Origin of the sequence: Sphingomonas sp. S-NIH.Pt15_0812, from assembly GCF_003951315.1 — a bacterium.
Taxonomy (GTDB): Bacteria; Pseudomonadota; Alphaproteobacteria; order Sphingomonadales; family Sphingomonadaceae; genus Sphingomonas.
Genome location: NZ_QLJH01000018.1, coordinates 1 through 14,427, shown reverse-complemented (window position 1 = coordinate 14,427; position 14,427 = coordinate 1). Strand labels below are relative to the sequence as shown.

The window sequence follows — 14,427 nt, the reverse complement described above, 5'->3', positions numbered from 1 at the left end:
ATGATGCGGGCGCATTAACGATACGGCGCATCGGCGGCAAGGTTCGCCGCGATCGTGCGCTCCCAACGGTCACCATTATCGAGCAGCTTCGCCTTGTCGTAGATCAGCTCCTCGCGCGTCTCGGTCGAGAACTCGTAGTTCGGCCCCTCGACGATCGCGTCCACGGGGCAGGCCTCCTGGCACAGACCGCAATAGATGCACTTGGTCATGTCGATGTCGTAGCGCGTCGTGCGGCGGCTGCCGTCGTCGCGCGGTTCGGCCTCGATCGTGATCGCCTGCGCCGGACACACCGCCTCGCAAAGCTTGCACGCGATGCACCGCTCTTCCCCATTGGGATAGCGACGCAGCGCATGTTCGCCCCGGAAGCGCGGGCTTACCGGATTGCGTTCATACGGATAGTTGATCGTCGCCTTGGCCTTGAAGAAATATTTCAGCGTGAGGGCATGGGCCTTCACGAACTCCCAAAGCGTAAACGCCTTGACGTATTGCGCGACACTCATCGTCAAATCCCAACCCGGTGGTACATGAGCACACCGGACACGAGGAACACCCAGAACAGCGACACCGGGAGGAAGACCTTCCAGCCCAGCCGCATCAGCTGGTCGTAGCGGTAACGGGGTACCGTCGCCTTGATCCAGCTGAACACGAAGAAGAAGAACAGGATCTTGGCGAACAGCCAGATGATCCCCGGCACCATATAGAGCGGCGCCCAGTCGATCGGCGGCAGCCAGCCTCCCCAGAACAACGTCGCGTTGAGCGCGCACATCAGGATGACATTGGCATATTCGCCGAGCCAGAAGAGCGCGAAGCTCATCGAGCTATATTCGGTCTGATACCCGGCGACGAGCTCGGACTCCGCTTCCGTCAGGTCGAACGGTGCGCGCTGGGTCTCGGCCAGCGCCGAGATCAGGAACATCACCGCCATCGGGAAGAGCAGCGGGTTGAAGCCGTTGCCGTTGACGAAGCCGTACAACCCCTTCTGCGCGGCGACGATGCCGGAGAGGTTGAAGGTGCCCGACCACAGGACGATGGAAATCAGGATGAAGCCGATCGCGACTTCGTAGCTGACCATCTGCGCGGCCGCGCGCAGCGCCGAGTAGAAGGGATATTTCGAGTTGGACGCCCAGCCCGACAGGATGATGCCGTAGACGCCGAGCGACGAGGCGGCGAGCACGTAGAGCAGGCCGACATTGATGTCGGCGAGCACCACGCCCGGCGCGAACGGCACCACCGCCCAGACGATCAACGCGACCGTGAAGGTGATGATCGGCGCGAGCAGGAACAGGCCCCGGTTCGCCGCCGTCGGGATGATCGTTTCCTGCAGGAAGACCTTGAGACCGTCGGCGAAGGACTGGAGCAGGCCGAGCGGACCGACGACATTGGGGCCGCGGCGCAACGCCATCGCCGCCCAGATCTTGCGATCGGCATAGATGATCATGGCGACGGCCAGCATCAGCGGCAGCGCGATGACCAGGATGCCGATGATGGTCGACACGAACCAGGCCCAGCCATAGGGCAGGCCCACGGTGGTTTCGAAGAACGAGGTCATTCCGCAGCCTCCGCGAAGGTCTCGCCATGGACGAGTTCGGCCGAGCAGCGCTGCATGGTCGGGCTCGCCCGGCAGATCGCGTTGGTCAGATAGAAATCCTTGATCGGATAGCCGTCGAGCACGCCACTGGCGCTGCCGTCGAGCGCCGGCACCCGCCAGTCGAACGACACCAGGCCCTCGTCACGCAGCGCCGGCACTTCGCCGAACATCTCTTCGCGCAGGCCCGCGAGGCTGTCGAACGGCAGACGGCGGCCGATCACGTCGGACAGGGCGCGGAAGATCGACCAATCCTCGCGCGCGTCGCCCGGTGCGAACACTGCACGCTCGCCGCGCTGGACCCGGCCTTCCAGATTGACCCAGGTGCCCGACTTCTCGGCATAGGTCGTGCCCGGCAGCACCACATCGGCCGCGGCCGCACCGCGATCGCCGTGATGGCCGACATAGACCTTGAACCCGCCGAACTTGGTGAAGTCGACTTCGTCCGCGCCCAGGAAGAAGGTCAGCTTGGCGTCGTGCAGGTCGGCGATGCCGCCCTTCTGCGCATAGCCGAGCATCAGCCCGCCCATCCGGCTCGCCGCCATGTGAACCACGTTGAAGCCGTTCCAGCCGTCCTTCACCAGGCCGAGCGTGTCGACCAGCTTCAGCGCCGCGCCATGCGCGCCCTTCAGCGCCGCACCGCCGACGATGACCATCGGCTTGCTGGCGTCGGTGAAGGTCTTGACCAGCGCCTCGGGCAAATCGCCGAGGATCGACAGGTCCGCGCCCAGCCACTCGACCTTGTAGGTCAGGTCGATCTCGGGACCGATCGCGAAGACCTTCGCGCCCTTCTTGATCGCCTTGCGGATGCGGGTGTTCACCAGCGGTGCTTCCCAGCGCAGGTTGGTGCCGACCAGCAGGATCGCGTCCGCCTCTTCGGCACCGGCGATCGTGCTGTTGAAATTGACCGCCGCCATCGACGAGGTGTCATAGGCCATGCCGGTCTGGCGGCCTTCCAGCCGGTCCGAGCCGAGCGTGCGGAGCAGCGCCTTGGCGGCGTACATCGTCTCGCAATCGACCAGGTCGCCGGCGACCGCCGCGACGCTGCCGCCATGCGCGACCGCCGCGATCGCAGCGAACGCCTCATCCCAGGTCGCCGCCACCAGCTTGCCGTCCCGCCGCACGAAGGGACGGTCGAGCCGGCGACGGACCAGACCATCGACCACATGGCGCGTCTTGTCCGACGCCCATTCCTCGTTCACGTCCTCGTTGATGCGCGGTACGCAGCGCAGCACCTGCCGGCCTCGGCTGTCGAGGCGGATGTTGGTGCCGACCGCGTCCATCACGTCGATGGTCAGCGTCCGCCGCAGCTCCCAGGGCCGCGCCTCATAGGCATAGGGCTTGGAGGTCAGCGCGCCGACCGGGCAGAGATCGACGACATTGCCGCTCAGCTCGCTCGTCACCGCCTCTTCGAGATAGGAGGTGATCTGCATATTCTCGCCGCGATAGATCGCGCCGATCTCCTCCACGCCCGCGACCTCTTCGGCGAAGCGGATGCAGCGGGTGCACTGGATGCAGCGGGTCATGATCGTCTTGACGATCGGGCCCATATATTTCTCGGTGACCGCGCGCTTGTTCTCCTGGAAGCGCGACTGGCCACGGCCATAGGCGACCGACTGGTCCTGCAGGTCGCACTCGCCGCCCTGATCGCAGATCGGGCAGTCGAGCGGATGGTTGATCAGCAGGAATTCCATGATGCCCTCACGGGCATTCTTCACCATCGGCGTGGTGGTGAAGACCTCCTGATTCTCGGCGGCGGGCAGCGCGCACGAGGCCTGGGGCTTGGGCGGCCCCGGCTTTACCTCGACCAGGCACATGCGGCAATTGCCGGCGATCGACAGCCGCTCGTGATAGCAGAAGCGGGGAATTTCCTTCCCTGCCGCTTCGCACGCCTGGAGCACCGTGGCGCCCTGCGGCACCTCGACCTCGATCCCGTCTACTTTCAGCTTGGGCATTATTCGGCAGCTTCCTGCATCGGCGCGAGCGAGCCGCCGCGCTCATGGATGCGGCGTTCCAGCTCGGGCCGGAAATGGCGGATGAGACCCTGGATCGGCCAGGCGGCAGCGTCGCCCAGCGCGCAGATCGAATGGCCCTCGACCTGTTTGGTCACCTGCTGGAGCATGTCGATGTCCGACACCTCGGCGTCGCCGGTGCGCAGCCGCTCCATCACGCGCCACATCCAGCCGGTGCCCTCGCGGCACGGGGTGCACTGGCCGCAGCTCTCATGCTTGTAGAAATAGGACAGCCGGCTGATCGCGCGGACCACGTCGGTCGACTTGTCCATGACGATGATCGCGGCGGTGCCCAGACCCGATCCGACCGCCTTCAGGCCATCGAAATCCATCGGACAGTCCATGATCTGCGCGGCCGGCACCAGCGGCACCGAGGAACCGCCCGGGATCACCGCGAGCAGATTGTCCCAGCCGCCGCGAATGCCGCCGCAATGCTTCTCGATCAGCTCGCGGAAGCTGATCGACATCGCCTCCTCGACCACGCAGGGCGTGTTCACATGGCCACTGATCTGGAACAGCTTGGTGCCGCGGTTATTCTCCGCGCCGAAGCTGGAAAACCATTCCGCGCCGCGTCGCAGGATCGTCGGCGCGACCGCGATCGACTCGACATTGTTCACCGTGGTCGGGCAGCCATAGAGGCCCGCCCCCGCCGGGAAGGGCGGCTTGAGGCGCGGCTGGCCCTTCTTGCCCTCCAGGCTTTCGAGCATCGCGGTCTCTTCGCCGCAGATATAGGCCCCGGCGCCGCGATGGACGAAGACGTCGAAGTCATAGCCCGAGCCGCAGGCGTTCTTGCCGACCAGCCCGGCCGCATAGGCCTCGGCCACCGCCGCGAACAGCGTCTCCGCCTCGCGGATATATTCGCCGCGAATGTAGATATAGGCCGCTCGCGCGCGCATCGCGAAGCCCGCGACCAGCGCGCCCTCGATCAGCTTGTGCGGATCGTGGCGGATGATCTCGCGGTCCTTGCACGAACCCGGCTCGGACTCGTCGGCATTGATGACCAGGAAGTTCGGCCGGTCGGGGCGCGGCTCCTTGGGCATGAACGACCATTTGGTGCCGGTGGGGAAGCCCGCGCCGCCTCGGCCGCGCAGGCCGCTGGCCTTGACCACGTCGATGATCTTGTCGTTGCCGAGATCCAGCAGCGCCTTGGTATTGTCCCAGTCGCCGCGCGCCCGCGCCGCATCCAGCCGCCACGACTGATAGCCGTAGAGATTGGTGAAGATGCGATCCTTGTCCTGAAGGCTCATGCCTCGACTCCCCGCGCTTCCCCCTGCCGGGCGACGTTCCATTCGCCGCGATAGTCGTGGTTCCCGGTCACCATCGCGGTCAGCGAGGTCGGACCGCCCACCGGCTCGACGGTGTGGCGACCGGGCTGTTGCGTGCCCGGCTTCGGCGTCTCGCCGCGTGCCAACGCCTCAAGGATCGCGGTGGTGCGATCGTAATCGAGATCCTCGTAATTGTCGTCGTTCACCTGGACCATCGGTGCGGAGGAGCAATTGCCCATGCACTCGACCTCGGTCAGCGTGAACAGGCCGTCGGGCGTGGTCTTGCCCTTGATCAGCCCCTTGTTCTTGCACGCGGCGAACACGTCGTCGCTGCCCGCCAGCATGCACGGCGTCGTGCCGCAGACCTGGACGTGATAGCGGCCGACGGGCGCCAGGTTGAACATGGTGTAGAAGGTCGCGACCTCGTACACGCGCATGTACGGCACGCCGATATAGCGCGCGACATATTCGATCACCGGGACCGGCAGCCAGCCCTGCGTCTGGGTCTCGGCCCCCACCTGGCGCTGCGCCAGGTCGAGCAGCGGGATCGAGCCCGATTGCTCGCGCCCGGCCGGATAGCGCGCCAGCACCTCCTGCGCCTTGCGGGCATTCTCCTCGGTCCAGGCGAACGCGCCCCAGCGCGCGCGGACCTCGGCTTCGTCGGGGATATGAACGGCGTCAGCCATTATCGGTCACACTCACCAAAAACGATGTCCATCGCGCCCAGGATCGCGGTCGTGTCCGCCAGCATGTGCCCCCGGCTCATGAAGTCGGCCGCCTGGAGGTGCGAGAAGGCGGTCGGCCGGATCTTGCAGCGATACGGTTTGTTGGTGCCGTCCGACACCAGGAACACGCCGAACTCGCCCTTCGGGCTCTCGGTCGCGACATAGACCTCGCCGGCCGGCACGTGATAGCCCTCGGTATAGAGCTTGAAGTGGTGGATCAGCGCCTCCATCGAGCGCTTCATCTCCGACCGCTTGGGCGGCACGACCTTGCGGTCGTCCGAGGCGATCGGCCCTTCCGGCATTTCGGCCAGGCACTGCTTCATGATCCGCGCCGACTGGCGGACCTCCTCCACGCGCACCATGAACCGGTCGTAGCAGTCGCCGCGCGTGCCCACCGGCACCTCGAAGTCCATGCGCGCATAGACGTCATAGGGCTGCTGCTTGCGCAGGTCCCAGGGGATGCCCGCGGCCCGGATCATCGGACCCGAGAAGCCCCAGGCGATCGCATCGTCGCGGCTGACCGTGGCGATGTCGACGTTCCGCTGCTTGAAGATGCGGTTGTCGGCGACCAGGCTGATCGCGTCCTCGAACAGGCGCGGCAGGCGCGTGTCGAGCCAGTCGGCGATGTCGGTCAGCAGCTTCAGCGGCACGTCCTGATGGACGCCGCCCGGACGCATGTAATTGTGATGCATCCGCGCGCCGCTCGCACGCTCGAAGAAGTTGAGGCAGTCCTCGCGGATCTCGAACAGCCACAGGTTCGGCGTCATCGCGCCCACGTCCATCACGTGCGAACCCAGGTTCAGCATGTGGTTGGAGATGCGGGTCAGCTCGGCGAAGAACACGCGCAGATATTGCGCGCGCAGCGGCACATCGATGTCGAGCAGCTTCTCGACCGCCAGGACGAAACTATGCTCCATGCACATGGGCGAGCAATAGTCGAGCCGATCGAAATAGGGCAGCGCCTGGGCGTAGGTCTTGTACTCGATCAGCTTCTCGGTGCCCCGGTGGAGCAAGCCGATATGCGGGTCGACCCGCTCGATGATCTCGCCGTCCAGCTCCAGCACCAGCCGCAGCACGCCGTGCGCCGCCGGGTGCTGGGGACCGAAGTTGATCGTGTAGTTCTGGATGGTGACATCGCCCTCGGTCGGGTGCGCGGGCGAATGCACGTCCAGCACTTCGTCGACATAGGGATCGATCGTGGTCGTCGCCGGGGCGACCTCCACTCCGGGGATATGGCTCACTGATTCTGTCCTTTGCCCGCGGTCGGGATCACGTCCGGATCCGCCGGCTTGGGGGTCGCATCGGGTTCCGCGCTGCCCTTGCCCGTCTCGGCGGTGCTCTCCGCCGTGGTCTTGGCATAGGGCTCGCTCGACGCCTTCGGCTCCTGCTTGGCGGAACCGTCCGCATCCGCCTTCTGCACCTGGTCCGCGGTCGCGGGCGTCTGCGCGCCCTTGTCCTGCGGCAGGGCGGCCGGCGGAGTGCTGGCCGCGCCCGGGGCCGGCTTCGCCTTCTCGTCGCCGGGCAGGATGTACTCGGCACCCTCCCACGGACTGAGGAAGTCGAAGGTGCGGAAGTCCTGCGCAAGCTGCACCGGTTGGTACACGACGCGCTTCTCCTCCTCGGAGTAGCGCAGCTCGGTATAGCCGGTCATCGGGAAGTCCTTGCGGAGCGGATGGCCGCGAAAGCCATAGTCCGTCAGGATTCGACGCAGGTCCTTGTTGCCCTCGAACAGCACGCCGTACAGGTCATAGACCTCACGCTCCAGCCAGCCGGCGACCGGCCAGATGCCGGTGACGGACGGGATCGGATGCTCCTCGTCGGTCGCGACATGGACCTGGACACGGTGGTTCCGGGTCATCGACAGCAGGTTGTACACCACGTCGAACCGTTCCGCGCGCTGCGGATAGTCGACGCCGGCGATCTCCATCAGCTGCTGATACTCCAGGCCCGGCGTGTCGCGCAGCGCGATCATCGCCGGGACCAGCGAGTCGCGATGGACGTGCAGCTGCACCTCGCCGACCAGTTCGACCGCATGGACCAGCCCGGCGCCGATCGCGCGGGTCGCCACCTCGATCGTGTCGCCCGCGGCGGCATAGGCAGGCGCAGGCGCCCTCATCGCTCGATGCTCCCGCTGCGGCGAATCTTCCGCTGCAACTGCATCACGCCATAGAGCAGCGCCTCGGCGGTCGGCGGGCAGCCGGGGACGTAGATGTCCACCGGCACGATGCGGTCGCATCCGCGCACCACCGAATAGCTGTAATGGTAATAGCCGCCGCCATTGGCGCAGCTGCCCATCGAGATGACGTATTTCGGCTCCGACATCTGGTCGTAGACCTTGCGGAGCGCGGGCGCCATCTTGTTGCACAGCGTGCCGGCGACGATCATCACGTCCGACTGGCGCGGCGATGCGCGCGGCGCGGCGCCGAACCGCTCCAGATCATAGCGCGGCATGTTGACGTGGATCATCTCCACGGCGCAGCACGCCAGGCCGAAGGTCATCCACCAGAGCGAGCCGGTGCGCGCCCATTGGAACAACTCCTCGGTCGAGGTGACGAGGAAGCCCTTGTCGGTCAGTTCACCGTTCAGGCTGTCGAAAAATCCGTGATCGGGCGGCACCACGGCCGCGCCGCCGTCCGGGCGAGCCTTGAGTTCGACCGGACCGGAGTGAAGCTCTACTCCCAATCCAATGCTCCCTTCTTCCAGGCATAGGCGAGGCCGAGGGCCAGTTCGCCGATAAAGATCATCATGCCGAACCACGCGGTCCAGCCGATGCTGAACACCGAGACCGCCCAGGGGTAGATGAACGCCGCCTCCAGATCGAAGACGATGAACAGGATCGCGACCAGGTAGAAGCGGACGTCATACTGGCTGCGCGGGTCCTCGAAGGCGGGGAAGCCGCATTCATATTCGGACAGCTTCTGCTCGTCGGGCTTGTGGGCGCCGGTGAGCCGGCCGACCGCCATCGGCAGGAAGACGAACGCGCTCGACAGCGCGAGGGCCACCCCGAGGAAGATGAGGATCGGCAGATATTGCGACAGATCGACCAAAACGGTTCTCGCAAGTGCGAACGGATGAACGAGGGCTTTAGGCGCGCCGGACAAGTCGGGCAAGGTTTCCAACCGCTTGCGAATCACTCTCAACGAGAGGCGATCACGCCGTCCTGGCGACGCGCCGAAGCGCGAAAGCTAAGTATAGGTACTTGTTGCAGAATTTCCCAGTGCCGGTGGGTTAACGCAGAGCACCGGCAACGAGCTTATGCAGCTTGCTGTGCAACGCATCGTTGCAGGCGAGGAACTCGTTGCGCTCCTGCGCGCGGTCCGCGCCGCGATAGTCGGTGACATAGCCGCCGGCTTCCTTGACCAGCAGCAGGCCGGCCGCCGTATCCCAGGGTTTCAGCCCCGATTCCCAATAGCCGTCGAACCGCCCCGCCGCGACCCAGGCCAGGTCGAGCGCGGCCGAGCCGAGTCGACGGATGCCGGCGACCTGCGGCGCGACCGCCCCGAAGATGCGCGTCCATTCGACGAAGTCGCCATGGCCCAGGAACGGGATGCCGGTCGCGATCAGCGCCTCCGACAGGTCGCGGCGGGAGGAGACGCGCAGCCGCTGGTCGGTCAGCCAGGCGCCCCGGCCCTTCTCGGCCCAGAAGCTCTCGTCGGTCAGCGGCTGGTAGACCAGGGCCGTGGTGATCTCGCGCTTGCCGTTCGGCATCGGCTCCTCGACCGCGATCGAGATGGCGAAGTGCGGGATGCCGTGGAGGAAGTTGGACGTGCCGTCGAGCGGATCGACGATGAAGCGCGGCTTGTCGGGATCACCCGCCACCTCGCCACGCTCCTCCATCAGGAAACCCCAGTCGGGCCGGGCGCGCGACAGTTCCTCGAACAGGGTCTGCTCGGCGCGCTGGTCGGCCATCGACACGAAGTCGGCGGGGCCCTTGCGGCTCACCTGGAGCTGCTGGACCTCGTTGAAGTCGCGCCGAAGACGCGGCGCAGCCTTGCGCGCGGCACGCTCGATCACCGTCATCAGGCCGGAATGCGAAGGCATGATATTCTCCATCCTCCCATGGGCGGGAGGAACTGGTCAGGGGGCGGCCGAAGCGACCGGTGTCGAGGCGGGGGGCGACGACGCGAACGACGCCGGCCCCTGCCCCATTATAGAGGACGATCAGTCCGCGCGGCGGACGTAGGTCTGCTCGTACACGTCGACGACGATGCGCGTGCCGGCGGCGATGTGCGGCGGCACCATCACGCGCACGCCATTGTCGAGCACGGCGGGCTTGTAGGAGGAGGAGGCGGTCTGCCCCTTCACCACCGCATCGGCCTCGACGATCGTCGCCTCGATCGTGTCGGGCAGCTGCACCGAGATCGGCTTTTCGTCGTACAGCTCCATCACCACGTCCATGCCGTCCTGCAGGAAGGCCGCGGCGTCGCCCAGGATGCCGGCGTCGAGCGTGATCTGCTCGTAATTGTCCTTGTCCATGAAGGTCAGCTGATCGCCGTCCTTGAACAGGAACTGGAAATCCTTTGTGTCGAGGCGGACGCGCTCGACCGTCTCCGCCGAGCGGAAGCGGACGTTGTTCTTGCGCCCGTCGATCAGGTTCTTCATCTCGACCTGCATATAGGCGCCACCCTTGCCGGGCTGCGTATGCTGGATCTTGACGGCGCGCCAGATGCCGCCGTCATACTCGATGATGTTGCCGGGACGGATGTCCACGCCGCTGATCTTCATGGATTGACCTGCTGAAAAGAGCCGGGGGCGTCGTCGCCCCGATGCCCGGCGATTTAGCGTCCTGCGGTCGATCCGGCAAGCAGGGGGTAGGGATTGACCGACTGCCCCTGCCACCAGCGCTCGCCCGGCGCCATGCGTTGCAGCCCGAAATGGAGATGCGTGTTGCCGGCGCCCGCATCGCCGGTGTCGCCGACGAAGCCGATCCGCTGCCCGCGCGCGACCGCCTGCCCCTCGGCCAGGCCGGGCGCATAGCCGGCGAGATGCGCGTAATAATAGATCCAGCGCCCGCCGGGCGAGCGGACATAGATGGTCAGGCCACCCGGGTCGCTGGCGAACAGCTTCTCCACCCGGCCGGGGGCGGCGGCGAGGACGGCCGTACCGCCCGGGGCCATGATGTCGGTGCCCTGGTGCGTCCGCCCCCCCTCCCCGCGCGGATCGCCCCAGCTATCCGCGATGCCGGTGCGCGCGACACCGGCCACCGGCACCGCCAGCACGGCGTCCTCGTCGACGACGCTGGCGGCCGGCTGGGCGGAAGGCCGCGTCGGCCTGCCCGATCCGCCGAACCGGGTCATCGAGGCGAACAGCGCCCCCACGATCACCACCAGCGCCAGGATGACCCAGCCGACCCGGCTCATGCGCTATTCCTGGAAGATGGCCGGCGTACCCGGCTTCACCATCAGGGCCAGGCGCGCCACGTTCCAATTGGCCAAGCGCACGCAGCCATGGCTCTCGGTGCGGCCGATCAGCTGCGGCTCGGGGGTGCCATGGATGCCGTAATGCGGCTTGCTGAGGTCCAGCCACACCACCCCGACCGGGCCATTGGGTCCGGGCGGCAGCATCGCCTTCTTGTCGTCCTTGTCCGCATCCCAGAACAGCGCCGGGTTGAAGTGGAATTTCGGGTTGTAGTCCGCGCCCTTGACCGTCCACTTGCCGATCGGCAGCGGGTCGTGGGTCGAGCCGGTCGTCACCTGGAACTGCGCGACCAGCTTGTCGGCCTTGTCATAGACGCGCAGCACCTTGTCCGACTTGTCGACCACCAGCTTCGCCGCCTGCGGCTGTACCGCATCGACATTGAGGCCGTTCAGCGTCGCGATCCAGTCGGGGCGCAGCTTGGCATCATAGGCGCGGCTCGACGGCAGCACATTGGGGAAGGTCACCCGGCTGCCCGGCCGCAGCCAAGTCTGCGGACTGTTGAGCGCCACCAGCACCTGCGGCGTGGTGTGGAACATCTCCGCCAGCTTTTCGAGCGGGCTGCGATAATAGAGGCCGGGCAGCTTGGCCTGCTGATCCTCGCCATGCGGGATCGGATCGATGTACGGGCCGGCGAGCACCCGCGCATCGAGCGTCAGCACCTTGGTCGCTTCCGTGCCCCAATAGGGGCGGAGCGCCGCCATGGTCGCCGCATCGGGCTCGCCGCTGGTCTTCAGGCCCCGGCTTTCCTGGAACCCCTTGATCGCGGCGGTCAGCGACATGCCCGGCCGGCCGTCGATCACCCCCGGCGAGAAGCCCAACCGATCGAGCACCACCTGCATCTTCATCAGGCCGGGATCGATCGGCACGGGGGCCGCAGCAGGCGGGGTCTGGGCGATGGCGGCGGGCGCGGCCAGCGCAGCGACCAGACTCAGGGTGATGCGGCCCATGGCTCTCCAATCCGAACGGTTACCTATCCGGATCAAACGAGCGAGGCCCGGCTTGGCTCCGCCCTAGCCTTGCCCGCCAAGCACTTGCGCGAAGGCCCGGACCGCCGCCGCTTCGTCGCCCGACCAGACCGCGCCCGACACCGCCAGGAAATCCGCGCCCGCCGCGACCAGCGGCGCGGCGTTATCCGGCGTGATCCCGCCGATCGCGACGCAGGGAAGTTCGAACAAAGCCGACCACCAGGACAGGATTACCGGCTCGGCCCGATGCTTCACCACCTTGGTGGTGGTCGGATGGAAGCTGCCGAACGCGACATAGTCCGCGCCGGCATCGCCCGCCTCCATCGCCAGATGGCGGCTGTCGTGACAGGTGACGCCGATCTGCACCGACGGTCCGAGCGCGTCGCGCGCCTCGCGCGGATCGCCATCCTCCTGGCCCAGATGCACGCCGTCCGCCCCCAGCCGCTTGGCGAGGCTGATCGAATCGTTGACGATGAAGGCGACCTCGCGATCCTCGCAGATGCGCTGGAGCGGCTCGGCGAGACGCGCCGCCTCATGCTGGTCGACATCCTTGACGCGGAACTGGAAGGCCGCGACCGGCCCGGCATCCAGGGCGCGCGCCAGCCGGTCGGCAAAGCCGCCGGCCACGTCGAGCGGCGAGATCAGATAGAGTTGGCAGGGTGGCCGCCGCACGTCGCGTTGGAAGGCGGCGGCGAAATTCGGGTCGAGAGGGCCCAGGGGATCGTCTTCGGTCATCCCCCCGCCCTAGCCGCTTGCAGCCGCCTGCTCCAGAGCGGTGATCGGCCGTCACCCATGGGACGACGGCCGTGCGGATTTCATTCCTCGCCCTTGTAGATGCGGACGATGCGCGCCAGCATCGCCAGCGCTTCCTCGCGCGGGCGCTGGAAGGTGTTGCGGCCGATGATCGAACCCTGGCCGCCGCCGTCGCGAATGTCGCGCGCGTCCTGGAACACCGCATCCTCGCCCTTGGCCGCGCCGCCCGAGAAGACATTGATCCGCCGGCCCGCGAAGCTCGCCTGCACCATATGGCGCACGCGCGCCGCCTGGGACGTGAAGTCGCCGTCCTTGTACAGCGGCTTGGCTTCCTTCTGCTCGATATGGTCGGTCGGCAGCTTGGTCTTGATGATATGCGCGCCGAGCAGCGCCGCCATGTGCGCGGCATAGGCGCCGACGTCGAGCGCCAGCTCGCCTTCCTTGGACAGGTCGCCGCCGCGCGGATAGCTCCAGATCACCGTCGCCAGCCCGACCGCCTCGGCCTCCTCGCGCAGCGCCCGGATCTCCTCCATCTGCTCGAAGATCTGGTCGGAGCCCGGATAGATGGTGAAGCCGATGGCGGCGCAGCCCAGCCGCAGCGCGTCGCCCACGCTGGCGGTCACCGCCTGGTCGATGCTGGTCGCCCAGCTGTTCGAGCTGTTGACCTTCAGGATCGTCGGAATCTGCCCGGCGAAGGTGTCGGCCCCCGCCTCCAGCATCCCAAGCGGCGCGGCATAGGCCGACAGGCCGGCATCGATCGCAAGCTGATAGTGGTAATGCGGGTCATAGGCCGCCGGATTGATCGCGAAGGAGCGCGCCGGGCCATGTTCGAAGCCCTGGTCGACCGGCAGGATCACTAGCTTGCCGGTGCCGCCCAGATGGCCCTGCATCAGGATGCGGGCCAGGTTCGCCTTCACGGCCGGGCTGGTGCCTTCATATTTGTCGAGAATGGCCTTCACGGTCGGGGTCATGTGCGTCTCCTGGAAGTGTCAGATTGAAACAAGGTCAAAGGGCGAGCCAGCGACGCAGCGCCTGGTCCACCTGCTCCATGCGAGTCGCCGAAGCATGGCCGAGCAGCTTGACGCAGCGATGACGCGGCACCGAGATGATGCGATCGACCTGCACCTCGCATTCGACCGGCAGGCCGGTATGCTCCTGGGGCGAGATGGCGACGCGGAACAGCGCCTCGCCGCCGACGCTACGGGTCAGCGGGCAGAGCGTGATGGTGGCATGGGTCTCGTTGAACAGTTCCGCCTGGACGACCACCGCCGGTCGCGGCTCGCCGCCGTCATGACCGTCGACCAGCAGGATCGCGCCCCGCGCCAGGTCGCTCGCCGCGACAGTCATGCGCCGCTTGCCTCGGCCAGGACGGTCCAGAAGCCGTCATCCTCCGCCTTGTCGCGCTTGGAGGCGCGTAGCGACTGGCGCCGCGCCTCGCGCCGATATGCCTCGTCGTGCAGGTCGACATAGCGGCGCACCGCCTCGCGCGCGATGTCGCTCTTGCTGCGGCCCTGGGTCCGCGCGACCGCCGCCAGCCGCGCTTCCAGATCCGAGTCGAGCCTGACACCGAGCATGGGGTTCTCCGTTTAACGTGTTAAACGTAGCAACGCGCGACCGGTGTTTCAACCGGCGATCGACATGGCTTGATCGGCCGTGCCGGGACGGCCAATCTGGGGCTTGGCCCGGGGGGCGGGCCATGAGGGG

Annotated in this window: 17 protein-coding genes; all 17 read right to left on the bottom strand. The window is 66.7% G+C overall.

Features of this window, described 5'->3' with window-relative positions:
- Positions 1-14: 14 nt before the first annotated feature.
- Positions 15-500: an NADH-quinone oxidoreductase subunit NuoI gene (gene nuoI / locus BRX43_RS12740; RefSeq protein ID WP_125995438.1), complete on the bottom strand. Its 486-nt coding sequence runs from the start codon at positions 498-500 to the stop codon at positions 15-17.
- Positions 501-502: 2 nt separating this feature from the next.
- Positions 503-1,549, bottom strand: coding sequence for an NADH-quinone oxidoreductase subunit NuoH (nuoH, locus tag BRX43_RS12735; RefSeq protein ID WP_125995436.1), 1,047 nt, complete (start codon positions 1,547-1,549; stop codon positions 503-505).
- A complete protein-coding gene (gene nuoG / locus BRX43_RS12730; protein ID WP_125995434.1) occupies positions 1,546-3,540 on the bottom strand; it encodes an NADH-quinone oxidoreductase subunit NuoG in 1,995 nt (664 codons plus the stop codon). The genes nuoH and nuoG overlap by 4 nt, the downstream gene beginning before the upstream one ends.
- A complete protein-coding gene (gene nuoF / locus BRX43_RS12725; RefSeq protein WP_125995432.1) occupies positions 3,540-4,844 on the bottom strand; it encodes an NADH-quinone oxidoreductase subunit NuoF in 1,305 nt (434 codons plus the stop codon). Before nuoF ends, nuoG begins: the two co-directional genes overlap by 1 nt.
- Positions 4,841-5,548 (bottom strand): NAD(P)H-dependent oxidoreductase subunit E, encoded by a 708-nt coding sequence (locus BRX43_RS12720; protein ID WP_125995430.1) that lies wholly within the window; start codon positions 5,546-5,548, stop codon positions 4,841-4,843. Before BRX43_RS12720 ends, nuoF begins: the two co-directional genes overlap by 4 nt.
- The gene (locus BRX43_RS12715) at positions 5,548-6,762 is read right to left on the bottom strand and encodes an NADH-quinone oxidoreductase subunit D (protein ID WP_206433206.1); all 1,215 of its coding nucleotides are present in this window, start codon (positions 6,760-6,762) and stop codon (positions 5,548-5,550) included. Before BRX43_RS12715 ends, BRX43_RS12720 begins: the two co-directional genes overlap by 1 nt.
- Before the next feature lie 62 nt (positions 6,763-6,824).
- Complete coding sequence (locus BRX43_RS12710; protein ID WP_125995429.1) at positions 6,825-7,703, bottom strand: NADH-quinone oxidoreductase subunit C; 879 nt, start codon at positions 7,701-7,703, stop codon at positions 6,825-6,827.
- Positions 7,700-8,206, bottom strand: a complete 507-nt coding sequence (locus BRX43_RS12705) for an NADH-quinone oxidoreductase subunit B (protein WP_206433205.1) — start codon at positions 8,204-8,206, stop codon at positions 7,700-7,702. Before BRX43_RS12705 ends, BRX43_RS12710 begins: the two co-directional genes overlap by 4 nt.
- Before the next feature lie 53 nt (positions 8,207-8,259).
- A complete protein-coding gene (gene ndhC / locus BRX43_RS12700) occupies positions 8,260-8,634 on the bottom strand; it encodes an NADH-quinone oxidoreductase subunit A (protein WP_125995425.1) in 375 nt (124 codons plus the stop codon).
- Between the two features lie 181 nt (positions 8,635-8,815).
- Entirely contained in the window at positions 8,816-9,628 is an 813-nt protein-coding gene (locus BRX43_RS12695) for an inositol monophosphatase family protein (protein ID WP_125995423.1), read from the bottom strand.
- Positions 9,629-9,748: 120 nt separating this feature from the next.
- Positions 9,749-10,312, bottom strand: coding sequence for an elongation factor P (gene efp / locus BRX43_RS12690; protein ID WP_125995421.1), 564 nt, complete (start codon positions 10,310-10,312; stop codon positions 9,749-9,751).
- 53 nt (positions 10,313-10,365) lie between these two features.
- Positions 10,366-10,947, bottom strand: a complete 582-nt coding sequence (locus BRX43_RS12685) for a M23 family metallopeptidase (protein WP_125995419.1) — start codon at positions 10,945-10,947, stop codon at positions 10,366-10,368.
- Between the two features lie 3 nt (positions 10,948-10,950).
- A complete protein-coding gene (locus tag BRX43_RS12680) occupies positions 10,951-11,952 on the bottom strand; it encodes a L,D-transpeptidase family protein (protein ID WP_125995417.1) in 1,002 nt (333 codons plus the stop codon).
- A 63-nt stretch (positions 11,953-12,015) separates the two neighbouring features.
- Complete coding sequence (gene thiE, locus BRX43_RS12675) at positions 12,016-12,705, bottom strand: thiamine phosphate synthase (protein WP_125995415.1); 690 nt, start codon at positions 12,703-12,705, stop codon at positions 12,016-12,018.
- 80 nt (positions 12,706-12,785) lie between these two features.
- Positions 12,786-13,694 carry a class I fructose-bisphosphate aldolase gene (locus tag BRX43_RS12670; RefSeq protein WP_125995413.1) on the bottom strand — a complete coding sequence of 303 codons (909 nt, stop codon included), beginning with the start codon at positions 13,692-13,694 and terminating at the stop codon, positions 12,786-12,788.
- 34 nt (positions 13,695-13,728) lie between these two features.
- Positions 13,729-14,070: a type II toxin-antitoxin system PemK/MazF family toxin gene (locus BRX43_RS12665; RefSeq protein ID WP_206433203.1), complete on the bottom strand. Its 342-nt coding sequence runs from the start codon at positions 14,068-14,070 to the stop codon at positions 13,729-13,731.
- Positions 14,067-14,297, bottom strand: coding sequence for a ribbon-helix-helix protein, CopG family (locus BRX43_RS12660; protein WP_125995410.1), 231 nt, complete (start codon positions 14,295-14,297; stop codon positions 14,067-14,069). The genes BRX43_RS12665 and BRX43_RS12660 overlap by 4 nt, the downstream gene beginning before the upstream one ends.
- Between the last annotated feature and the right edge of the window lie 130 nt (positions 14,298-14,427).

Coding starts and splice junctions, on each gene's coding strand:
- nuoI (WP_125995438.1), bottom strand. CDS start 500: ATGAGTGTCGCGCAATACGTCAAGGCGTTTACGCTTTGGGAGTTCGTG.
- nuoH (WP_125995436.1), bottom strand. CDS start 1,549: ATGACCTCGTTCTTCGAAACCACCGTGGGCCTGCCCTATGGCTGGGCC.
- nuoG (WP_125995434.1), bottom strand. CDS start 3,540: ATGCCCAAGCTGAAAGTAGACGGGATCGAGGTCGAGGTGCCGCAGGGC.
- nuoF (WP_125995432.1), bottom strand. CDS start 4,844: ATGAGCCTTCAGGACAAGGATCGCATCTTCACCAATCTCTACGGCTAT.
- BRX43_RS12720 (WP_125995430.1), bottom strand. CDS start 5,548: ATGGCTGACGCCGTTCATATCCCCGACGAAGCCGAGGTCCGCGCGCGC.
- BRX43_RS12710 (WP_125995429.1), bottom strand. CDS start 7,703: ATGAGGGCGCCTGCGCCTGCCTATGCCGCCGCGGGCGACACGATCGAG.
- BRX43_RS12695 (WP_125995423.1), bottom strand. CDS start 9,628: ATGCCTTCGCATTCCGGCCTGATGACGGTGATCGAGCGTGCCGCGCGC.
- efp (WP_125995421.1), bottom strand. CDS start 10,312: ATGAAGATCAGCGGCGTGGACATCCGTCCCGGCAACATCATCGAGTAT.
- BRX43_RS12685 (WP_125995419.1), bottom strand. CDS start 10,947: ATGAGCCGGGTCGGCTGGGTCATCCTGGCGCTGGTGGTGATCGTGGGG.
- BRX43_RS12680 (WP_125995417.1), bottom strand. CDS start 11,952: ATGGGCCGCATCACCCTGAGTCTGGTCGCTGCGCTGGCCGCGCCCGCC.
- thiE (WP_125995415.1), bottom strand. CDS start 12,705: ATGACCGAAGACGATCCCCTGGGCCCTCTCGACCCGAATTTCGCCGCC.
- BRX43_RS12670 (WP_125995413.1), bottom strand. CDS start 13,694: ATGACCCCGACCGTGAAGGCCATTCTCGACAAATATGAAGGCACCAGC.
- BRX43_RS12665 (WP_206433203.1), bottom strand. CDS start 14,070: ATGACTGTCGCGGCGAGCGACCTGGCGCGGGGCGCGATCCTGCTGGTC.
- BRX43_RS12660 (WP_125995410.1), bottom strand. CDS start 14,297: ATGCTCGGTGTCAGGCTCGACTCGGATCTGGAAGCGCGGCTGGCGGCG.